Annotated in this window: 20 protein-coding genes; 3 read left to right on the forward strand and 17 right to left on the reverse strand. The window is 61.0% G+C overall.

What is annotated here, in order from left to right:
- Positions 1–72: 72 nt before the first annotated feature.
- The 12 genes from DW136_RS02005 to glp form a co-directional block, all read right to left on the reverse strand.
- Positions 73–1,212, reverse strand: a complete 1,140-nt coding sequence (locus DW136_RS02005) for an aminotransferase class V-fold PLP-dependent enzyme (protein WP_117715989.1) — start codon at positions 1,210–1,212, stop codon at positions 73–75.
- On the reverse strand, positions 1,209–1,460 hold the full coding sequence (locus tag DW136_RS02010; RefSeq protein WP_022095212.1) for a DUF3343 domain-containing protein: 252 nt from the start codon (positions 1,458–1,460) through the stop codon (positions 1,209–1,211). The genes DW136_RS02005 and DW136_RS02010 overlap by 4 nt, the downstream gene beginning before the upstream one ends.
- Before the next feature lie 19 nt (positions 1,461–1,479).
- Complete coding sequence (gene yedF / locus DW136_RS02015; RefSeq protein WP_117715988.1) at positions 1,480–2,106, reverse strand: sulfurtransferase-like selenium metabolism protein YedF; 627 nt, start codon at positions 2,104–2,106, stop codon at positions 1,480–1,482.
- 59 nt (positions 2,107–2,165) lie between these two features.
- Positions 2,166–3,215: a selenide, water dikinase SelD gene (selD, locus tag DW136_RS02020; RefSeq protein ID WP_117790620.1), complete on the reverse strand. Its 1,050-nt coding sequence runs from the start codon at positions 3,213–3,215 to the stop codon at positions 2,166–2,168.
- Between the two features lie 70 nt (positions 3,216–3,285).
- Positions 3,286–4,050, reverse strand: a complete 765-nt coding sequence (locus tag DW136_RS02025; RefSeq protein WP_117715986.1) for an acyl-CoA dehydratase activase — start codon at positions 4,048–4,050, stop codon at positions 3,286–3,288.
- Between the two features lie 154 nt (positions 4,051–4,204).
- Entirely contained in the window at positions 4,205–5,368 is a 1,164-nt protein-coding gene (locus DW136_RS02030) for a double-cubane-cluster-containing anaerobic reductase (protein WP_117790619.1), read from the reverse strand.
- 150 nt (positions 5,369–5,518) lie between these two features.
- Complete coding sequence (locus DW136_RS02035; protein WP_117584066.1) at positions 5,519–6,802, reverse strand: double-cubane-cluster-containing anaerobic reductase; 1,284 nt, start codon at positions 6,800–6,802, stop codon at positions 5,519–5,521.
- Positions 6,803–7,231: 429 nt separating this feature from the next.
- Positions 7,232–8,302: a sulfate/molybdate ABC transporter ATP-binding protein gene (locus tag DW136_RS02040; protein WP_117715984.1), complete on the reverse strand. Its 1,071-nt coding sequence runs from the start codon at positions 8,300–8,302 to the stop codon at positions 7,232–7,234.
- A 3-nt stretch (positions 8,303–8,305) separates the two neighbouring features.
- Positions 8,306–9,571, reverse strand: a complete 1,266-nt coding sequence (gene modB / locus DW136_RS02045; RefSeq protein ID WP_233508956.1) for a molybdate ABC transporter permease subunit — start codon at positions 9,569–9,571, stop codon at positions 8,306–8,308.
- A 245-nt stretch (positions 9,572–9,816) separates the two neighbouring features.
- Positions 9,817–10,689, reverse strand: a complete 873-nt coding sequence (gene modA, locus DW136_RS02050; protein ID WP_118288973.1) for a molybdate ABC transporter substrate-binding protein — start codon at positions 10,687–10,689, stop codon at positions 9,817–9,819.
- Between the two features lie 202 nt (positions 10,690–10,891).
- Positions 10,892–11,371, reverse strand: a complete 480-nt coding sequence (locus DW136_RS02055) for a molybdenum cofactor biosynthesis protein B (protein ID WP_117715981.1) — start codon at positions 11,369–11,371, stop codon at positions 10,892–10,894.
- Between the two features lie 10 nt (positions 11,372–11,381).
- Positions 11,382–12,644 carry a gephyrin-like molybdotransferase Glp gene (gene glp / locus DW136_RS02060; RefSeq protein ID WP_118288985.1) on the reverse strand — a complete coding sequence of 421 codons (1,263 nt, stop codon included), beginning with the start codon at positions 12,642–12,644 and terminating at the stop codon, positions 11,382–11,384.
- Positions 12,645–12,855: 211 nt separating this feature from the next.
- Here glp and DW136_RS02065 point away from each other — a divergent pair, with 211 nt between their 5' ends.
- Positions 12,856–14,277: a chloride channel protein gene (locus tag DW136_RS02065; RefSeq protein ID WP_199580135.1), complete on the forward strand. Its 1,422-nt coding sequence runs from the start codon at positions 12,856–12,858 to the stop codon at positions 14,275–14,277.
- A gap of 86 nt (positions 14,278–14,363) precedes the next feature.
- Entirely contained in the window at positions 14,364–15,326 is a 963-nt protein-coding gene (locus DW136_RS02070) for a diacylglycerol kinase family protein (RefSeq protein WP_117715980.1), read from the forward strand.
- 87 nt (positions 15,327–15,413) lie between these two features.
- Here the strand turns inward: DW136_RS02070 and DW136_RS02075 are convergent, their stop codons facing one another.
- The 4 genes from DW136_RS02075 to DW136_RS02090 form a co-directional block, all read right to left on the reverse strand.
- Positions 15,414–15,794 carry a peptide chain release factor-like protein gene (locus DW136_RS02075; RefSeq protein WP_369831813.1) on the reverse strand — a complete coding sequence of 127 codons (381 nt, stop codon included), beginning with the start codon at positions 15,792–15,794 and terminating at the stop codon, positions 15,414–15,416.
- A gap of 83 nt (positions 15,795–15,877) precedes the next feature.
- Positions 15,878–16,456 (reverse strand): xanthine phosphoribosyltransferase, encoded by a 579-nt coding sequence (locus tag DW136_RS02080; protein WP_117790618.1) that lies wholly within the window; start codon positions 16,454–16,456, stop codon positions 15,878–15,880.
- A gap of 157 nt (positions 16,457–16,613) precedes the next feature.
- Positions 16,614–17,918: an MFS transporter gene (locus DW136_RS02085; RefSeq protein ID WP_117715978.1), complete on the reverse strand. Its 1,305-nt coding sequence runs from the start codon at positions 17,916–17,918 to the stop codon at positions 16,614–16,616.
- A 141-nt stretch (positions 17,919–18,059) separates the two neighbouring features.
- Positions 18,060–19,343: an O-acetylhomoserine aminocarboxypropyltransferase/cysteine synthase family protein gene (locus DW136_RS02090; RefSeq protein ID WP_117776343.1), complete on the reverse strand. Its 1,284-nt coding sequence runs from the start codon at positions 19,341–19,343 to the stop codon at positions 18,060–18,062.
- Between the two features lie 233 nt (positions 19,344–19,576).
- Between DW136_RS02090 and DW136_RS02095 the strand changes: the two genes are divergently transcribed.
- Complete coding sequence (locus DW136_RS02095; protein ID WP_117629413.1) at positions 19,577–20,023, forward strand: C-GCAxxG-C-C family protein; 447 nt, start codon at positions 19,577–19,579, stop codon at positions 20,021–20,023.
- A gap of 67 nt (positions 20,024–20,090) precedes the next feature.
- On the opposite strand, the gene DW136_RS02100 is transcribed toward DW136_RS02095, so the two are convergent.
- Positions 20,091–20,729, reverse strand: coding sequence for a YigZ family protein (locus DW136_RS02100; RefSeq protein WP_195403962.1), 639 nt, complete (start codon positions 20,727–20,729; stop codon positions 20,091–20,093).
- Positions 20,730–20,858: the final 129 nt, after the last annotated feature.

Here is a 20,858-nt window from a genome sequence, read left to right on the forward strand (position 1 = left end):
ACACCTTTCGGGTCGAAACAAAAACGGGACGGGCAAAATACCCGTCCCGCAAGTATAAACGGTCCAGCAGCTTTAGCAGACTAAATTGCGCAGAGCATCGATAGCCGTGTCGACTTCTTCGGTCGTGTTGAAATACCCAAACGAGAAGCGGACGACACCCTGGCGCTCGGTACCTAACGCGCGGTGCATGAGCGGAGCGCAATGGGCACCGGAGCGCGTCGCAATCCCCCACCCTTGCATGAGCGCGTCCGAGATCTCGGCAGAGTCGATATCGCCCACGTTGAGCGACACGATCGCCGAGCGCGCAGGTTGGTCAAACGCACCGTAAAGTACAATGCTGGGGATTTCGCGAGCGCCGGAGAGGAAACGTTCGGCGAGTGCGCGTTCGTGAGCTGCAATCGTCTCCACCCCGCCTTGTGCCTCGATAAAATCAAGGCCTGCGGAAAGGCCCGCTATGCCGTGACCGTTGAGCGTGCCCGCCTCGAGCCGCGTGGGCCACTCCATGGGCTGTAACGCATCGAAGCTGTGCACGCCCGTGCCGCCCATGGCCCAGGGCGCCACGTCGACGCCCTCCGCCACGGCCAGGCCGCCGGTGCCCTGCGGGCCCATGAGCCCCTTGTGGCCGGTAAAGCACACCACGTCGAGCCCCATGGCCTGCATATCGATATGCGCCGTACCGGCAGACTGCGAGGCATCGACGATCACAAGCGCACCCGCGGCATGTGCCAAGGCCGCCACGCGCGCAATGTCGACCGCGTTGCCGGTCACATTAGAGGCATGCGTCACCACCACGGCACGCGTACCGGGCGTGACCAGCCGCTCGAGCTCGTCATAGTCGAGCACGCCGCTTACGTCACAGCCCGCATGCTCAACGGTCACACCCCGCTCCGCTGCCAGGCGGTTGAGCGGACGCAGCACGGAGTTGTGCTCGAGCACCGTCGTGACCACGCGGTCGCCGGGGCGCACCACGCCACAGATGGCGGTGTTGAGCGCCGCCGTAGAGTTGGACGTAAAGCACACATGGTCCGCCCTCGGGCAACCTAAAAGGCGCGCGAGCTTGGCACGGCAAGCGTGAATCGTACGAGCGGCATCGAGGGCACCCGACGTGGCGCCGCGCCCGGCATTGCCGAGCGAGCACATCGCCTGCGTCACGGCATCGATGACCGTCTGCGGCTTGTGCATGGTCGTCGCCGCGTTATCCAGGTAGATCATCGCACGACCTCCCACATATCAATCACGGTATAGCCCTCGGTGGGAACGCCCGCCGCGGCGAGTTCGCCGCGCAGCAGCTCCTCATCGGCAGGCAACGCTTTCCACGCCAGACCACAGCCGGCAGCGACCTCCCCGGGCACGGGAATCGTTCGCCCGGGAAGGCCGCGCTCGATGCACAGGGACTCGCAGCCCATGGCGGCAGCCGTGGTGGGAAACGTGATGACAAGCGCTGGGCGCTTCTCCCTCATGGCAACTCCAACCAATACGCTACGGGCGCACGACGCGCACGGCCTGTTCCATCTTCTCCACGATCACATACATGTTCGTGACCTCGCCCACGGCAAGCTGGTCCTTAATGCCATAGTGGTCGAGGCAGGTGCCACAGGTGAGGATTTCGACGCCCTGCTCAGCCAGCCCCTTCAGGTCGTCGAGTACCGGCGAGCCCTCGACGGTGAGCTTGGCGCCGCCGTTGTAGAACAGCATGGTCGCGGGCAGCTCCTCCTGCTGCGTCACGGCAAAGATGAAGGCCTTCATGAGCTTGTGGCCCAGCTCGTCGTCGCCGCGGCCCATGCAGTCGGTGTAGACGGAAATGACGAGCTTGCCCTTGCCGGCGCTGGCATCACAGAAGGCAGCGCCATCTTGCTCGGGATCGGCAACGGCAACGGCGCCAGAGGTCGCCACGGTCACGTGCCACTCGGCGTCAGAAACCTTCTCGACCGAGGCCGTGCAGCCTTTCTCCTGCGCCATCTTGGAGATGTTCTTGACGGCGGTCTCGTTGTCGACCGAGGTCACCACAGCGCCCTCGCCATCAAGCTGCTTCAGAGCTTTGAGCGTCTTGACGACGGGCAGCGGGCAGGCATCGCCCATGGTATTAACTTCAATTTTGGTAGACATAGTTTTTCCTTTCAAAAGGGACCGCCCAGAACAACGGACGGTCGCATAAACGGTTTTCCTTAATGAACAACACGAACGGCAGGACCGCCCGGCACCGCCTCGCATACGCGACCGATAACGGCAGCGATGCGATCCTCAGCATGCAGACGGTGCGCGAGCTCATCCACATCGGCAGCAGGCGCCGCGATGAGCAAACCACCCGAGGTCTGCGGATCGTACAGCGCATCTAACATACCCGGCTCCAGGTCCTCGTCGGCAGCCACACGCGGGCCAAAGAAGTCCTGGTTGCGGTAGGAACCCGCGGGGATAATGCCCAGACGTGCCATGTCGAGCACCTGATCAAAGAGCGGCACCGCCCCCGACGTAAGCTCGATCTGCACACCCGAGCCCTCGGCCATCTCGCACGCGTGCCCGATCAAGCCAAAACCCGTGACATCGGTGCAGCCGTGAAGCTCAAGTCCCTCGGCCAGACGAATCGGCGCCTCGTTGAGGGTGCGCATCGAGTCAAACATGGCTGCGGCCTCGTCCTGCTCGATGAGCTCGCCCTTAATGGCCGTGGTGATGATGCCCGAGCCGACCGCCTTGGTCAGCAGCAGAACATCGCCCACGTGCGCGCCGCTGTTGGCGAGCATGCGGTCGAGCGCGACAAAGCCGCTCACGGACAGGCCATACTTGGGCTCGTCGTCGTTGATGGTATGACCGCCCGCGATGGAGCAGCCGGCCTCGACGCACTTGTCGGCGCCACCCGCCAGAATCTGCCCGGCAACCTCAACGCCCAGGCAATTGGGAATGCACAGCAAGTTCATGGCATGGCTCGGCCGCCCGCCCATGGCGTAGATGTCCGACAGCGAGTTGGCCGCGGCGATCTGGCCGAACAGATAGGGATCGTCGACCATCGGCGGGAAGAAGTCGATGGACTGCACGAGACCCAAGTTCTCGCCAACGCGGAAAACGCTCGCATCGTCGGAGGTATCGAACCCCACGAGCAGGTTGTCGTTATGCACATTGGGTAAGTCGCCCAGGACCTGGGCGAGGGCTCCGGGAGCCAACTTAGCGGCTCAACCGCTCGCGGCAGTCATAGACGTGAGCTTAATCTGATCGTCAGCCATCGATACCTCCTCTCATCGGTCAATCATTTTCTCCCAGTATACGCATGAATGCGAGCCTGCAGCGGATGCATTAATTGAGCGCCTGTGCGCGAATCGCCGCACCGATGGCACCGGCAAAGCGGGCCTGGGGCGAGGTGGTGACCGGCGACCCCAGCAGCGCTGCCAGCCGCTCCACCACGAAGGCGTTCTCGCACAGGCCACCGGTCAGGTAGTACGGGGCGCCCGCGGCCTGCCCGGCCATGGTCGCCACGCGCGAGACCACGCTATCGATCACGCCACGCGCAATGTTCTCGCGCGGCTCACCGCGACCGATCAGGCTGATAACCTCGCTTTCGGCAAACACCGTGCACATGCTGCTGATCTTGGTAGGCTCGCCGGTGCGGGCGAGGTCTGCCATCTGCTGCTGGGAAATGCCTAGGCGGTCGGCCATGATCTCCAAAAAGCGCCCCGTGCCGGCGGCGCACTTGTCGTTCATGGCAAACTTGGCCACGCGGCCACTTTTAAGCTGAATGACCTTGGTGTCCTGGCCGCCCACGTCAATCACCGTGCCGTGATCGCCAAACAGGTGCACGGCACCGGTACCGTGGCAGGTAATCTCGGTCACGACCTTATGCGCATAGGGCACGGCGACACGGCCGTAGCCAGTCGCGACCACGCGAGCATCGTCGCCCGCCACGTCATAGCCGGCTGCGGCGAGCTCACCGCGCAGACGCTCGGCCGCATCGACCGAGGAGAACCCGGTTGGCTGCACGCACGTCCACGTCACCGAACCCGCGCCATCGACCACAGCAGCCTTAGCCGCCGTAGACCCGATATCGATCCCGATCCCTATCATGGCTCTCTCCTAATCCAAACATCAAAGACAGCGGCGCATTCAGGCGCCTTAGCTCTAGGTTTCTCAGGTGCCGGAGGTTGCCCCGAAAGAGGAGCGCAGCGTACTTTGGTACGCAAGCGACGGTTTGAGGGGCAAGATCCGGTGCCTGAGGAAGCTAGAGGGTCTCGATGAAGGCAGCGATGCGGGTCTCAATCTGGCCCATGTCGCCGTTGCTGTAGTCGGTCTCGATCTTCATATACGGAATACCCGCACCCTCGACGGCCTCCTGCATGCGTGCACTCTCCACGTTAAAGGTGTGGCACGCCTGGAGCACGCTCTCCACTACGCCATCGACGTGATACTTCTCGCACATGGCCAGCGTGTTCTCCATACGACCGTCGTTGGGCGTCATAACCGAGCAGTTGATATCCAGGTAGCGGTCGGCGATCGCACGCAGGATGTCGGGCGCATCCGGGTCGACCATCATGGCCGCCGTGCGCTCACCCGAGCAGTCATCCATACACACGACCACGCCGCCGTTGGACTCGATGGTGCGACCGATCTTGTTGATCACGCCGCCCACGGGGCAGCCGGTGATCAGGATGCGCTTGGCATCCGCCGCAACCGGGCGCTCGCCCGCGTCGTAGGCCTCGCGCAGCTTGGCAACCTTTTGCTCCAGTTGCTGCGTATAGGCCTCGATATCAAAGCTGAACGTACCAGCGAACATGGTGCTCATCAGGTCGACGCCGCTCATGGCCGCCGGCTGGTTGGCCTGCAGCGCAAACATCTCGAGCTGAGCCGCACGCAAACGGTTGCGACGACGGACGGCAGCGCGCAGGTCATCGTCGGTAATCGTGATGCCGTAGAAGCCCTCGAGTTCCTCCTTGAGCAGGCGGCACTCCTCGTACCAGCCCTCGCGCTCGTAGGCGCGGTCGCGACCCTGCGGAAGATGCAGAATGTGCGTGCGCTTAAGCTCGTTTAAGAGCTCGTACATCTTCTTCTTGCCGTCGCAGGTGGTCTCACCGATGATCATGTCGCTAAAGTACGTAAACGGGCACTTTTGCGAGTAGGCAAAGCCGTACGTCGATTTGATGAGCGGACACAGATTTGCCGGCAGCACTTTCTCGGCCTCGGGGATCACCTCATCGGACGTACCGCACAGAGCGACACTTGCGGCCCCCGCGGCATCGATAATCTCGAGCGGCGTATAGCTGCACAAAAAGCCGACCAGGCGATTGCCCGCCTGCTTATAATCCTTAACGCGAATAAACGCGGCCTTGCGCTGCTCGTTGAACTCCTCAAACGTGCTGGGCAACGGCTGCTCAATATTTTCCGACATATAACTCCTAAACCTTTTAACCAACCAAGGAAGCGGCTTTCCCAGGTGCCCGAGGTTGCCGTGAAAGAGGCGCGCCGCGTACTTTCGCACGCAAGCGACGGTTTGAACGGCAAGATCGGGTGCCTGGGAAAGCCGCCGGGACGGATAGCCCTAAATGGTTTCCAAGAAGGCCTCGATCCTGGTTTGCAGTTGGCCTGCATCCTCACCGGCGTAGTCGGTCGTGATGTGCATAAACGGAATGCCGGCTTCCTCGGCGGCCTTCTCCACGGCAAACGACTCCATCTCATAGAGCGTGCAGAACTGCAGGGCCACGTCGACGATGCCGTCGGCATGCAGGTCCTTGGCCATCTGGACAATGTCCTTCATACGCTGGTCGTTGGGCGTAAAGACGGCGCAGTTGATCTTAAAGTAGCGCTCGGCGATGGCATCGAGCATCTCGTCCACCGTCTCACCGGACTCGTCGACCAGGTCCTTGTAGTAGCGCGAGCCCGTGCAGGACTCCTCGCCTACCACAACGCCGCCGGCTTTCTCGATAAGGTTGAACAGCTTCCAGTTGGGCACGGCCATGGGCGTGCCGGTGTACAGAATGCGCTTGGTCCCCTTGGGCGCCACGCCCTCGCCGGCCTCGACACGCTGCTCGCACTCAGCCGCCATATCGTTAATGGCTCCGGTCAGACGTGGCGTGTCGTCCATAAAGGCGGCCTGAACGGTCAGCAGGCTGTCAAGACCGCTGATGGGCGCAGGGTCGGCAGCGCGCGTGGCAGCGAGGCGCTGCAGGGCGCGACGCTTCTCATTGACGGCGTGGATGGCGGCCTTCAGACGCTCAGGCGTAATCGTGACGCCGCACTCTTCCTCGATCTTGGCGGCGAGCTTCTTGACCTCGGCCTTCCAGGTCACGAGCGTTGACTCGTCGTGTACGTTGGGAATATCCATGACGTACATGTTCTTTTGCGTGGCAAAAAACTCGTAGGCTTTCTTCTTGCCATCGCAGGTGTTCTCGCCTACCACCAAGTCACTCGACTCAATGTAGGGGCAGACCTCGCCCAGCTTAAAGCCGGCAAAGCTCTTGATAAGCGGGCAGGTGTTGCGCGGCAGATGCTCCTCGACCTTATCCGTTGCCCAATCGGCGCCCGAGCACAGACCAACGGGAATGCCGTCACAGGCAAGCACGATCTCCTCGGGCACGTACACGCAGAACGAGCCCACGATCTTGGTGGCCTCGCCGGCCTCCTTCTTGTCGAGCATCTCCTTAATACGGCCGCTGTGGATGTTGGTGGCCACAAAGTCCAGGTAGGACGTGGACTTGGGGCGATTGTTCTGCGTCAAGAACATATCGCCGTACATCTGGCCCACGGCGCCCAGCAGCATGTCGTGGTCGGCAAGATTCATGCCGAGGCTCTCCCACATCGGATGGAAATCGAATTCTTCAGCCATGACGGTTCCCCTCTCGAACCAAAAACGGATAACAGCGGTATCGGTGCACGACGGGCGGCGATTGCCCTGCCGTGCTCAAACCCGGAATTTTGGGGAACCTGCTTTGCGGTTGACTATTTAGTTGTGCGTCGTCTCTCCCGGAGCCGTGAACATACCTGCTCATATGCGGCTCCGAGCGATATATAGGGCACGCGCGGCAACGCGGCGAATGTATGTCGTCTGTGGCATGCGCGCACCCTCCTTTACAAGTTAAGGTCAACTATATCAACGGTCATCGACCATGCGAACACCGTTGACATTCGTACGACAGCATCGTGTGCCGTCGTTTAATAAATAATTATCTTGATTGATAGGAGTTTGTCATCCCTCATTCGGCGAACGGCAAGACGAAGCCGCCGAGGCCTATATCCCCGACGGCATTACCCGGCGCTATCGACAAACCAAATGAATCCTGCTCGCATCAAAATGCATGCGCAAGGTCTCGTCGGCCTGCGGCAGCTCGTCGAAAGCCACGCTCACCTTGTTGACCTTCCACTGCAGACGCGTGGGTGCATCGACACGTGGCACGTCCAACAGCACCAGCCGCTCAAAGCGCGAATCGCTCACCCGGGCCACGTGTAAGTCGTAGCTGTTACGACCCCGCTCGGCACGGTTGTCAACATGGAAGTAACTTGCGCGAATCCCCAGGTACGCCACATCATCAGGAACCTCGCGACCCACATTAAAGGTCATGCCCCAGTCGAGAGCCTCAACTTCTTCGTCGCCGATCTTGCACGCCCGGCTTGTGTTCTTGCAGCCCGTCAAGCGCAGCGCGGCCAAGGTTTGCGGCCGGCGGACCACATCTTCGACGGAGCCGATCTCCTCCACATGCCCGTTATGCATCACGCAAATGCGCTGGCACAGGCGACACGCTTCGTCGATATCGTGGCTCACGTAGAGCACGGTGCGGTTGCACACGTCGAACAGGTCGAGCATGTTCTGCTCGAGCGCGCTCTTAAGGTAGGCATCGAGCGCGCTCATGGGCTCGTCGAACATAAAAATGCCCGGGTGTGCCGCCACCATGCGCGCAAGCGCCACGCGCTGCTGCTGACCACCCGAGAGGCGTGCGGGATAGCGGTCGGCAAAATCGGACAGACCAAAAATGCCCAGATAGCGCTCGGCGAGCTTTTTGCGTGCAGCGACGTCACCCGCATCCTGTACGCCGGCGCACACGTTATCGGCCACCGTCATATTGGGAAACAGCTGATAGTTTTGGAACAGCAGGGCGCATTTACGCTCCTGGGGCGATAGGTTGATGCCCGCCGCCGAATCAAAAAAGGTCACGCCGTTGACGACGATCTTGCCCTCGTCGGGCGTCTCCACACCGGCAATGCAGCGTAGCGTACAGCTCTTGCCGCACCCCGAGGCGCCCAGCAGCGCCACGCGCTCCTCTCCAGCCTCAAGCTGCATATCGAGCGTAAACCCGGGATAGCGCTTTTTGATATCCAGAACGATCGACATGGCCTATCGACCTCCCTGCAGAGTGGCATCATCGCGCATGAGCTCGGCCAGCGCCTCGCGATCGATACGCAGGGCATCGCCGCCCACCGGGTCGAGCGAATCGTCCGTATCGGCGAGTTCTTTGGCCCGCTTGCGCTCCGCACGGGAAAGGCCCCGCTCGCGATACTTTTGCGAATGCGCGGTGTACATGTTGATAAACAGGATGACCAGGAAACTAAACGCAATCACGACGACAACCCAAAAGAGGGCAACTGGGATGTTGCCACCCATCCACTCAAAGTAGATAGCGATGGGGATGGTCTGCGTAATACCGGCATAGTTACCCGCAAAGAAGAGGGTGCAACCGAACTCACCCATCGCACGGGCAAAGGCGAGCACCGTACCGGCGGCGATCGAGGGCCAGCCGAGTGGCATCATAAGCTTGGCAAAGATACGGCGCTCGGACCACCCCAGGGTTCTCGCGGCGTCGAGCATCTGCGTGTCCAGGCTCTCAAAGGCGCCGAGCGCCGTGCGGTAGACCAGGGGAAACGACACCACCACGGCAGATATCACCGCCGCTGGCCAGGTAAAGACGATCGAGATGCCGTGCGCGATAAGCCACTGGCCAACCCCGGTCGAGCGGCCAAACAGCATGAGGAGCAGAAAGCCGCACACCGTGGGAGGCAGCACCATGGGGATGGTAAAGGCCGAGTCGAGCAGGCCCTTCACGCGGCTCGTCGTGCCCATAGTCTTCCATGCGGCAAACAGGCCCAGCGCAAAGGCAATCACCAGGGCAAGGCCACTCGTTTTGATAGACACCCAAAGCGGGCGATAGTCGATGCCGGTCAAAAAGGCGACAAGGGACGCCAAGGGCTCCTGTTCATCTTGCATCATAACAGATGATGCTACCACGATTTGAGCGCTATCAAGCCAACGCGCGCCGCCCTTGGCATCACCCGAGGCTGATGCGATGACCACATAGCGGTCCCCATTCGCACCGCGCTCATCAAAGGCATAGGTATACCCACCGACATTAAACGCCGCTTCCGTCGTGGCATACCAAGGAAGATCCATGTCTTCCAGCCGTGCGCCTCCCATGCAGTTTGCGCTGTCGAGTTCACAGACGAGAGCCTTGAGACCCGATGCGCACTCGTTGTCCTGCGGATCCAATCCGTACTTCTCGACCGCCTTGGGCGATACCCACACCACAACGCGATCGGCAGCAGGCGCCACTACAAGGTCCACGTCCTCGTCAACGGGAAACCGGTAGCCCTCAGGCTGGCCCTCCATGGCACGAGCGGTCCCCCTGGCCAACCGCTCAAAACCCTCGATCCCATAGGAAAGCCCATGAGCGGTCGCAGCAACCTGAGCCCCGTCCTCAGCTTCCCCAGCAAACGCAAATCCTGGCACCCAGCAAAGCGCGAAGGTCAAAGCACAGGCGACAAGCATGCGGAATCTATTAAGCACGAAAAGCTCCAAGAGAATACAAGGACGGAGTTAAACACAAAACGATGGAATTATCGCGCCAGGCCGCACTACGCGGAAAGCTCAAATCCGTACTTAGCCCAAATCTTCTGCGCCTTCTTGTTGGTCAGACAGAAGTCGATGAACGCCTTGGCCTCGTCGGCGTGCTCGGAGCTCTCGGCAACGGCACCCGGATACACGATGGGCTTGTGCGAATCCTCGGGGCACACGAAGGCCTCCTCGATGCCGTCGTAGCGGAAGATGTCGGAGCTGTAGACAAAGCCGGCCACGCAGTCTCCCGTAGAGACGTAAGCTGCGGCGGTGCCGACCTTGTCGGCCAAAGCCACCTTGTCGGCGAGCTCGGGTGCATACTCACCGTCGTCGCCCTCGGTACCGGTGTAGAGCCCAACAGAAGCCAGCGCCTGGTTGGCATACTTGCCGGCGGGAACGGTCTTGGCGTCGCCGATGGCGATTTTGCCGTCCAGGCTCGCGACGTCGGCGATAGCCTCGACCTTGGTGTCGAAGCCCTCGGCACGAATAATCACGAGGTCGTTGACGAACATGTCCTCGCGCGTGTCGGCATCGACGAGCTCGGCGGCCTCGGCATTATCCATAGTGCCCTTAGAGGCCGTGATGAGCACGTCCACCGCAGCGCCGGCGCGCATCTGCTCGACAAGGTCGCCGGACGCCTTAAACTGCGTGTCGGCAAAGGTGGTACCGGTCTGATCGGTGTAGAGCTTCTGAACCTCGGGCAGAGCTTTCTCGAGCGAGTTGGCGGCAAATACCTGCAGCTCGACAGCCTTCTTGAAAGAAGTCTTGGCAGAACCCGCATCGGAGCCGGCCGGCTCAGACGTCTTGTTGCCCGAGCAGCCAGCAAGGCCAAGGCCGGCAGCGGCGACAGCAGAAAGCGAGACGAATCCGCGGCGAGAAACCATATCGAACATGTTCAACCCTTTCGAGCGCTACGCCCGGGCACCCCGCCGCGGGCTTTATCCTGTAATTGAATTATACTTTAGCGCGAATAATGCTTGTGATAAGAAATTATCGTTTGATAATTTCTTATACCGATAGCCGCAAGACGCTCGCGTTGTCGCCGCTTAAAAAAGCGGAGCGACCCATAAGGTCACTCCGCTACAGGCAAGCAGTTTAGCGAGCGTGTCCACCGCCCGCCGCCATGTGGGCCGCGTGCTCCAGCTGGTCGCTCACGGCCTCCCAGCTTTCGCGAGCCGCCTTCGTGGATCCCGGAAAGTTGATGACAAGCGCAGCCCCACGCTGCATGCACACGGCGCGCGAAAGCATGGCACGGCGCGTCTTGGTCATAGAGTATGCACGGATCGCCTCGGCAATACCCGGCACATCGCGGTCGCAGACGGCACGCGTCGCCTCGGGCGTCACGTCTCGCATCGAAAGCCCCGTGCCGCCGCAGGTGATGACCACGTTGGCCTGGCAATCGTCGGCCGCAGCCACAATGGCAGCACCGATCTCGTCAACATCGTCATGCACCACCGTATGCGAGGCAACCGTCCAGCCCTGCGCCGCGATGAGCTCCTCGAGTGCAGCGCCTGCCTCGTCCTGGGCAAGATCGCGCGTATCCGAGCACGTCACGATTGAAATCTTCAACTCCATAGCACTCCTCCTACAGCACGGTGCCCTCGGGCAGATCGACTCGGACGACATCCACGACGTCGCCCGGCTCAAGATCGCACGGACCCTCGTTGATGCGCAACAGGCAGTTCGCACGCTGCATGGTTCCGAGCAGCGCCGAGTTCTGGCTGTGCGCCTCGGTGACCGTAAGCTCACCCGTCTGCGCATCGCGCGCAACCGTGGCGCGATCATAGAAGCGTCGGTCCTGTCGCTTCTTCACGCCGTGGGTAAGAACCGCCTGCTGCACGGGACGCGCACCCTCGGCAAAGCCGCGCATCTTGCGAATCGCCGGGCGGGCGAGCATCTCAAAGCCCACATAGGCCGCCGCGGGGTTGCCCGAAAGCCCCAGATAGGGCTTGCCGCCGAGCAGGCCAAACGTAATGGCCTTGCCGGGACGCAACGAAATGCGATCGAACAGCACCTCGCCCTCGCGCCGAACCAGCGCCGTCACGTAGTCGTAGTCGCCAGCCGAGGCGCCACCGCTCGTAATGACAAAATCGCACTCTTGCGCGGCGCGGTGCACCAGCTCGGCAATCGCCCGCTCGTCGTCGGGCGCAATGCCGTAGAACACCGGGTCGGCCCCAGCATCGAGTGCCTCGGCCATTAACGCCGAGGAATTGGAATCGCGAATCTGCCCACGCGCCGGCAGTTGGCCGGGCGCGACCAGCTCCGTGCCCAGCGAGATAATGCCCACACGCGGCGCGGCATGCACCTTCACGCTCGCATACCCGGCGCTCGCCAACAAGCCGGCGCCCGCCGGAGCCACGACCTCGCCGGCGTGCATCACAACATCGCCGGCATGGGCCTCCTCGGCGGCAGAGCGAACGTTCTCCCCTACCTTGGCAGGCACCGAGAACCTCACACGCGAGCCCTCGTTGCCGTCGCCATCGAGCACGTCGACGATCTCATACTTCACCACGGCATCGGCACCTTCGGGTACCGGCGCGCCCGTCATGATGCGGACCGTCTCGCCCGCGCCGATTGTGCCCTCAAACACATGGCCCGCAGCCTCGTGTCCGATAACGTCGAGCGTCACCGGCGCCTCGCCAGATGCCTGCGCCAAGTCCGACGAGCGCACGGCATATCCGTCCATAGCGCTGTTGGCATACGGCGAGATGTCGATATCGGCCACCGTATCCTCTGCCAAGGGAAGACCGGCGGCCTGCCACACGGGAACCTCGACGACTTCGGTGCGATTCACGTGCGACAAGACGATCGCCTGCGCGTCCTCCAACGGAATGAGTTTCTCAGCCATATACACCTCTAGCATGCTGCGGCGCGCAACAAAAGCGCCGATTCTTTATGTTTCTCTCAGTATAATCCCTCGACGCGCGACCGCGACTTGGCCTGTACCCGCAAATACATCTGTCGGCCGCAAGCCGCGAAACAAAACCAAAACCAACCCACCGGCTCGTCGCGTTTACCGCGTTTTATAATGCTCGTGTTGCAACCCAAAAGAGGAACGTATGACTTTTACCGACAAACCCGAAAGCGCAAACGAAGCGCAGGATCATTCTCAGTCGCTCGACGACGGCGGCTTTTTCTCCCTGAACGACGTCATCATGGCCGGCAGGCATCAGCTCACCCGCTCCGAGCATCTCTTGGCCGCCGACACGCGCCGCAACGCCCGCAACCTACTCGCGAGCGCCAAGTTGCTCACACTCGTCGTCATCGTCTCGCTCGCCATGGGCGTTGCCGCCTGGGCGTTTTTGACCTCGCTGAATATCGCGACCGACTATCGCGAGCACCATGCATGGGTCTACGCCTTGCTTCCCGTTGTGGGCGTTGCCACCGCATGGGTGTACAAAAACCACGGCCTTGCCGCCAAACGCGGTAACAACCTGGTCATCGACTCCGCTCTGGGCACACGCCTCATCCATATGCGCATGGCCGTTCTCACCTTCGTCTGCTCCACGCTCACGCACCTAACGGGCGGATCTGCCGGTCGCGAGGGGGCCGCGGTGCAGATTGGCGGCACCATCGCCAGCAACATCTCGAACCTCGCCCACCTCAAAAAACATGACCACCACGACCTCATGCTCGCCGGCATCTCGTCGGCCTTTGGCGCCGTATTCGGCTCGCCCCTTGCTGGAGCTTTCTTTGGCATGGAGATGTGCTTTATCGGCAAGATCGACTACACCGCGGGCATCTACTGCCTGGTCGCCTCGTTTACCGGCTACTTTACGTCACTTGCCTTGGGAACCGAGTACGAGGCGAATGTCATCGCCAGCGTTCCCAACATGACACCACGGACGGTTGTCATCGTTGTTATCAGCGCCATTATCTTCGGTCTGACGGCACGCCTCTTTGCCTGGTCGGTTCGAACCGTCAAAAGCCTTTACGGTCGCTTTATCACCAATTACCTTACTCGCGCACTCGTGGGCGCACTCGTGGTTTTGGCCGCCTATGCCCTCCTTGACGCCTGGGACTACGCCGGCCTTTCCACGTGGCTTTCCAGCGCCGGATTTGCAGGCAACGCCACCCTGGCGGACGCAGCCATCAAGTTGGTCGTCACAGCGCTTACCCTGGGCGCGGGCTTCCAAGGCGGCGAGGTCACGCCCCTGTTTGGCATCGGTGCGGCACTCGGTGGCTGGATCGGTTGCCTTACCGGGCTTGACCCCAGTTTTCTGGCGGCTCTCGGCATGCTCGGCGTGTTCTGCGCCGGCCTCAACGTGCCCATCACCACCTGCATGATGGCCATCGACCTGTTCCACGGCACGGCCGCCGGGTTCTTTGTCATCGTGGCCTTTATCAGCTATCTCGCCGGCGGACACCGCGGCGTGTACCCCGCCCAGCGCATCATCTCACCCAAGCGCCGCTCGCTTATTGTGGATGAGGGAGGTACGGTAGCGGATGCTATCGAGCGCCACAACGACCTGATAGAGTAGATGTAATAATCGCCGTGCAGCCACAATCGGGGCTAATTCGACCTGAGCGCGACCGCACTGTCATGTCACACGCCGGGAGTCGCCCCATGCACGCAACTGATTTTGGTCGCACGCTCATCATCGCCAACCCAGCCGCCCAGTCGGGTGCGGCACGCGAAGTTGCCGAGCGCCTGCAACGCTTTTTGGACATGACTGCACGCGCATCCCAGTTTGACCTGGTGTTGACCGAGCGTATGGGACACGCCAAGGAGCTGGCCGCACAGGCTCAGGGCTATCGCACCGTTATCGCACTCGGCGGCGACGGCGTGATTCACGAGGTCGTCAACGGGCTTATGACGCAAAAGGAGGACGCCCGCCCCGCTCTTGCCGTCCTGCCCGTGGGCTCCGGCAACGATTTTGCCCAGACGCTCGGCATCGACGATTTCTCCGGCAAGGATTTTGGCGCGCTGCTCACCTGCGAGCTGCAGCGTCAGGATATCGGGCGCATTCGCTCGTGGAGCCCTGCGAGCGGCAGCGGCGAGGCTACCGTTGAGTACTACGACCAGACGCTCTCGGTCGGCATCGATGCTGCCATCGGCCTTAGCACCACCGAGCTGCGCAAAAAGACCGGCTTGACGGGCGCGCCGCTCTACACCCTCTCGGGACTTGAGCAGTTTGGCCTACGCTATCGCAACTATCCTATGACAGTCAGCTTTGACGGCGCGCCCGCCGAGCGCGTGAGGGCGATCATCATGGCGATTCAGCTTGGTCCTACCTATGGCTCGGGCTATCGCATCTGCCCCGATGCCGACCCCTGCGACGGCATGCTCGACGTCTGCTACGCCTGCGGCCCCGTCCCTCGCGCGGTAGCCCTGCCTATGTTCCTTTCGGCCAAGGACGGCCACCATACCAAGTTGCCACCGGTTCGCATGCGCCGCTGCCGCCATGCCGAGCTAACTTTTGAGGAGCCCGACTACCCCATCCAGGCCGACGGCGAGCCCATCGTCGCCTCGCGCATCGAAGTCGACATCCTACCCGGCGCCCTCCAAGTCTGGCACCCAACCCGCTAACCCCACCTAAGTTGCGGTGAAATAGGGACTGTTTATGCAGTTAAAGCCGCGAAACAGTCCCTATTTCACCGCAACTTATTGAGAAGATCATTCCTCCCCGCCCGGCTTGCGACGGTTAGCCTTTTTAATCGCATTGAAGTGCTTGTCGTTGAGCCTGCGCTGGCGCGATCGCTGGGGCACTTTGGTCTTGACGCGACGGCGCGGCGGACGGCCACGACGCTCAAGCTCTGCACGCAGCTTACGCAGGCAGCTCGCGCGATTCTGAAACTGACTACGGCTCTCGCGCGCCGTCACGGTAATTCCCGAAGGGATATGTTTCATACGCACCGCCGAGTCCGTCGTGTTCACACCCTGGCCGCCCGGGCCCGTCGCACGAAACACCTGAACCTCGCAGTCGCGTGCCAACCCCTCAACCGACATCTCGGCATAGCGCGCATACTCGCGCCATCCCATCTTGTTCTCATCCATATCAACACCTCCCCTCATACAAAAAATGTGACAAAGGGAAAGTCCCTTTGTCACATCGCATACCAATCGCTTGTGTTGCGCGCTTAAGCGAAGGTGATCTCGCCGGTATCGCAGTCCATATCGGCGATACGGGCCAGGCTCTCAACGCGGAAGCCGCGCTCGCGGAGCTTATCGCCACCGCCTTGGAAGCCCTTCTCCACCGCGATGCCAATGCCGGCAACCTCGGCACCCGCAGCCTCGCAGATCTTGATAAGACCCTCGAGTGCGCAGCCGTTGGCCAAGAAGTCGTCGATAATCAGGACCTTGTCGCCCTCGGACAGGAAGCGCTTGCCAACGATGACCGGGTACTCCTTCTGCTTGGTAAAGGAGTAGATGGTCGTGGCATACTGCTCGCCATCGAGGTTGATGGACTGTGCCTTCTTAGCAAAGACCACCGGTACGCCGCCAAAATGCTGAGCTGCGATGCAAGCCATGCCAATGCCCGAAGCCTCAATCGTCAGGATCTTGTTGATCTCGACATCCTTGAACAGACGGGCCCACTCGGCGCCCATGTGGTCGAACAGCTCAACGTCGCACTGGTGGTTGAGGAAGGCATCAACCTTAAGGACGTTACCGGCCTTTACGATGCCGTCATGGCGAATACGATCCTCAAGCTCCTGCATGGCGCAACCCCTTCTCGCGGCAACGATACCGCGCGATTAATAAACGTTGTTCGATAGTCTACCACGGACCGACCCCCGCCCGCCCCACAAGCCGCATCGCACCACAAACCAGTCTTTTTGGGACGGCGCGAATCGTGGCAGACAGCCTCCCAACACGCTAATGGCGGGCGCGCATCTTCACCAAACGCACCATGGCAAGCGCAAAGCCCACAGCGGCCACAGCCATAAGCACGTAGAACACCGAGCGAAAGCCGAATAGGAACACATCCGGACGGCCTGCAACAAAACTGGTCACGGCCTCGCCCATCGCCACGCTCATCTGCCCATAAAGGATATGCGAACCTGCCGTAATACCCAGCGCCATGCCCGCATAGCGCGCCAAGCTGCCCAAGCTACCTGCAAAGCCAAGTGCCTCGCGCGGAGCCGAGCCCATGTACAGCGAGTTGTTGGGGCTCTGGAAAATCGACGTGCCGCACGACATAAACGCGACACAGCACACGATCACAGGGATGGAGGAATGCTCGTTGAGCGTGCTTACCGCAAAGAGACCGCATACGTACACACCCAGGCCGACCGCCGTGGGACCCTCGCAGCCAACACGGTCCGAAACCGTACCCGAAAGCGGGCCGATAAAGGCATTCACCATCGGCAGCGCCAAAAAGAGCAGTCCGGAAATATCGGAGCTAAAGCCATGGGCATCCTGGAAATAGAACGGCAGCACAAACTCAGATGCACCGATGCCGATGAACACGATAAGCATGCATGCCAAGTTAATCGTAAAAGCCGAACTCGCAAAGCAGCGACGCGCGGCCTCCGCCAGCGACATGGGGCGCTCGCCGGCCTCCGGCTTAACATGCGGCAGTGTGTAAAGCCCCACGATAAACGAGATGACGCCAATGGGCAGGTTGATGAGGAAGATGCTCTCCCAGGGAAAGCTTGCCACCAGCATGCCGCCCAGCACGGGGCCGCACGTCATGCCGAGGGCCACAAAGGTCGCGAGGATACCCATAGCACGACCGCGCTCGCGCGCCGGAAACGACTCGGTGATGATACCCATGTTGTTAGCCATGGCCGCCGCGCAACCGACGCCCTGAACGATGCGTGCCAGGATAAGAACTTCGAGCGAGGCCGAAAGGCCGCACAGCAGCGAGCCGACCGTAAAGACGATGACGCCCAGCTGGAATACGCCCACCTTGCCGCGCACGTCGCCCAGACGGCCAAACGGCAGCATAGCCACGCATGTCGCAAGCAGATACACCGAGCTCACGAGCTGGATGCGGTCGAGGCCCACGCCCAGCTCCTTTTGCATCACGGGCAGTGCCACGGTCACGACGGTCGAATCCAGACACGCCATAAACGTCATGATGAGCACGGTAAACAGAATCGCCCATTTGTTCTTGCCATGGGTATCGCCCTCTAGGGCAATGTGCTCGCGGCGCAGCTGCTCTGCGGTTTTCTCCATATCCATCCTTTCGAGTGGCGCAACACAAAAACGGGGCCCCAATCGCCTGCAAACAGCCGCGATTGGGGCCCCGCCTACGGAATCGGAACTATATGTCACCGGAACCCCAAGAGGCTCCGTCGCTTCATACGAGAAGCTAGCCTAGCACTGCTCGAGCGCCTGCTCAAGGTCGGCAATCAGATCGGCCGTGTCCTCGAGGCCGCACGACAGGCGCACCATGTCGGCGGAGATGCCGCAGGCGATGAGCTCCTCATCGTTCATCTGACGGTGCGTGGCGTTAGCGGGATGCAGGCAGCAGGTGCGAGCATCGGCCACATGCGTGGCGATCTGGGCGAGTTTAAGGCTCTTCATAAAGGTCTCGGCCGCCGCGCGACCACCGTTAAAGCCAAAGCTCACGACGCCGCAGGTACCGTTGGGCATGTACTTCTGAGCCAGGTCATAGTACTTATCGCCCTCCAGGCCCGGATAGCTCACAAAGCGCACCTTGGGATGGCTCTGCAGGAACTTAGCAACGGCCAGGCCGTTCTCACAATGACGCGGCATACGCACATGCAGGCTCTCGAGCGAGCTATTCAGGAAAAACGCCGCCTGCGGGTTCTGCATGGGGCCGAGGTCGCGCATGAGCTGAGCGGTTGCCTTGGTAATGAAGGCACCCTCGCGACCGAACTTCTCGGCATAGGTCACGCCGTGATAGCTCTCGTCGGGCGTGGTGAGACCCGGGAACTTGTCTGCATGGGCCATCCAGTCAAACTGGCCGTGGTCAACGATCACGCCGCCCAGGTAGGCCGCATGCCCATCCATGTACTTGGTGGTAGAGTGCGTGACGATGTCGGCGCCCCACTCAAAGGGACGGCACATCACGGGCGTCGGGAAGGTGTTGTCGACCATCAGCGGCACGCCGTGGTCATGCGCGGCCTTGGCAAAGCGCTCAATATCGAGCACGGCAAGGGCGGGGTTGGCAATCGTCTCGCCAAAGACGAGCTTGGTATTGGGCTCAAAGGCTGCCTCCAGCTCCTCATCGGTGCAGTCGGGGGCGACAAACGTGCAAGTCACGCCCATGCGGCCCATGGTGTGGGCGAGCAGGTTATACGTACCGCCGTAGATAGCAGAGCTCGCGACCACGTGATCACCGGCACCGGCCACGTTAAAGATCGCGAGGAAGTTCGCGGCCATGCCCGAACTCGTGAGCATCGCAGCGGTGCCGCCCTCCATCTCGCAGATCTTGGCGGCGACCAGATCGCACGTGGGATTCTGCAGACGGCTGTAGAAGTAGCCCGACTCCTCCAGGTCAAACAGCTTGCCCATGTGCTCGGACGTGTCGTATTTCCACGTGGTGGACTGGTAGATGGGCACCTGGCGCGGCTCCGCATCGCCCGGATGATAGCCGCCCTGAACACACGTCGTACCGATGGTCTGCTCGCTCATATCTAGCTCCCTTGCCTGGGTTACGTTTTATTCGGTTCACGATACCGCTACCCCGCACCCCTCTCAACCCATCCCGCCGATAGGTTATGGGACAAATTAATCAGGTTTATTTGTCCCAAATCTTAAGAAAGTGTTCGATGGCGAAAAACAATGAGATATGCACTGCGGTCTCGATAAGCGAATGCGCCAGCAAGGGTACCATAGGCGGGTACACCGCAATCAAGGAGACACCGATGAAGCAGATTGATACCACTCAGCTCAACACTGCCACCTGCCAGGCTCAGGCTGCCGAATACCACGCCCGCAGCTTTAACTGCGCGCAGGCCGTCGCCTGCACGCTCGCGCCCGCCGTCGGGCTCGACCCCCAGGTCGCCTTTACCCTCACCGAGGGCTTTGGCGCCGGCATGGGCGGCATGACCGAAACTTGCGGCGCCATCTCGGGCGCCGTGGCCATCATGGGCTTTGTAATGAGCGATGGCATGGAAAACCCCAAGACCAAGGGCCAGACCTACAAACTGTCGCGCGAGATCGCCAAACGTTTTGGCGAGAAGAACACGACGACCGTCTGCGGCACGCTCAAGGGCGTCGGATCGGATAAGGGTCCGCTCCGCAGCTGCCCCGGTTGCATCGACGATGCCGTCGAAATCGCCTGCGATGTACTAAAGCAGCTCGCCGAGTAAACGGCAGCGACATAAAACGACAGCCGGCGCGCTTGGGATTCATCCAAATGCACGCCGGCCGTCGTCGTTAGAACTCAGCAAACTCGGGAGCGCTGACCTCAATCTCCTCGCGCCCCGCCATAAGCTCGCGCATCTTAGCGCAAAACGGCTCTTGCTCCCCCGCTTTAAACACCAAGTGAAGTGTCACAGCATCCGCGTAATCGGTATCCGAAACCTTGGCACCCGAATCCTGCGCCAAGCGAAGCACCTGCTCATACTGTGGATAGGCCACATGCACATCAACCGGCACGACGCTCGTCATCTCGACGATCTGCCCGGCCTCCTGAGCCGCGGCCACCGCCGCCTGCGTCGCCGCGGTATAGGCGCGCACCAAACCACCAGGCCCCAACAGCGTGCCACCAAAATAGCGTGTCACTACGCAGCAAACATTTTTGAGCCCCGCACCGCGCAGCACCTCGAGCGTCGGCATACCACTCGTGCGGCTCGGTTCACCATCATCGCTCTGGCGCTCGCGTCCATCGACCAAAATCCACGCGGGAACATTGTGTCGAGCGTCATAATGACGCTTGCGAACCATCTCGATAAAGGCATTCGCCTCGTCCTCGGACTCAATATGGACCAGCTGGGCAATAAACCGGCTCTTGCGGTCCACAAACTCGCCCGAAACCTCAATATTCGATTGCAGAGTAAAATAGCTGTCCAACAAAGCCCCTCAACAACAAGCAAAGCAACAAACAGCCTCAATAATACGGCAAAGGCCGTACCGTTTACCCCGGTAAATAGAACGGCGATGCCGATGACCAGGCAAAAACAGCGAGACGGCGTCAGCTGAGTC

The sequence above is a fragment of the Collinsella sp. AM12-1 genome (genome assembly GCF_003472325.1).
In the GTDB taxonomy this organism is placed as follows: Bacteria; Actinomycetota; Coriobacteriia; order Coriobacteriales; family Coriobacteriaceae; genus Collinsella.

Excerpts from the sequence above, each read along its gene's own strand:
- DW136_RS02005 (WP_117715989.1), bottom strand. The coding sequence starts at position 1,212 with ATGATCTACCTGGATAACGCGGCGACGACCATGCACAAGCCGCAGACG.
- DW136_RS02010 (WP_022095212.1), bottom strand. The coding sequence starts at position 1,460 with ATGAGGGAGAAGCGCCCAGCGCTTGTCATCACGTTTCCCACCACGGCT.
- yedF (WP_117715988.1), bottom strand. The coding sequence starts at position 2,106 with ATGTCTACCAAAATTGAAGTTAATACCATGGGCGATGCCTGCCCGCTG.
- DW136_RS02025 (WP_117715986.1), bottom strand. The coding sequence starts at position 4,050 with ATGATAGGGATCGGGATCGATATCGGGTCTACGGCGGCTAAGGCTGCT.
- DW136_RS02030 (WP_117790619.1), bottom strand. The coding sequence starts at position 5,368 with ATGTCGGAAAATATTGAGCAGCCGTTGCCCAGCACGTTTGAGGAGTTC.
- DW136_RS02035 (WP_117584066.1), bottom strand. The coding sequence starts at position 6,802 with ATGGCTGAAGAATTCGATTTCCATCCGATGTGGGAGAGCCTCGGCATG.
- DW136_RS02040 (WP_117715984.1), bottom strand. The coding sequence starts at position 8,302 with ATGTCGATCGTTCTGGATATCAAAAAGCGCTATCCCGGGTTTACGCTC.
- modB (WP_233508956.1), bottom strand. The coding sequence starts at position 9,571 with ATGGAGGGCCAGCCTGAGGGCTACCGGTTTCCCGTTGACGAGGACGTG.
- modA (WP_118288973.1), bottom strand. The coding sequence starts at position 10,689 with ATGTTCGATATGGTTTCTCGCCGCGGATTCGTCTCGCTTTCTGCTGTC.
- DW136_RS02055 (WP_117715981.1), bottom strand. The coding sequence starts at position 11,371 with ATGGAGTTGAAGATTTCAATCGTGACGTGCTCGGATACGCGCGATCTT.
- glp (WP_118288985.1), bottom strand. The coding sequence starts at position 12,644 with ATGGCTGAGAAACTCATTCCGTTGGAGGACGCGCAGGCGATCGTCTTG.
- DW136_RS02065 (WP_199580135.1), top strand. The coding sequence starts at position 12,856 with ATGACTTTTACCGACAAACCCGAAAGCGCAAACGAAGCGCAGGATCAT.
- DW136_RS02070 (WP_117715980.1), top strand. The coding sequence starts at position 14,364 with ATGCACGCAACTGATTTTGGTCGCACGCTCATCATCGCCAACCCAGCC.
- DW136_RS02075 (WP_369831813.1), bottom strand. The coding sequence starts at position 15,794 with ATGGATGAGAACAAGATGGGATGGCGCGAGTATGCGCGCTATGCCGAG.
- DW136_RS02080 (WP_117790618.1), bottom strand. The coding sequence starts at position 16,456 with ATGCAGGAGCTTGAGGATCGTATTCGCCATGACGGCATCGTAAAGGCC.
- DW136_RS02085 (WP_117715978.1), bottom strand. The coding sequence starts at position 17,918 with ATGGAGAAAACCGCAGAGCAGCTGCGCCGCGAGCACATTGCCCTAGAG.
- DW136_RS02090 (WP_117776343.1), bottom strand. The coding sequence starts at position 19,343 with ATGAGCGAGCAGACCATCGGTACGACGTGTGTTCAGGGCGGCTATCAT.
- DW136_RS02095 (WP_117629413.1), top strand. The coding sequence starts at position 19,577 with ATGAAGCAGATTGATACCACTCAGCTCAACACTGCCACCTGCCAGGCT.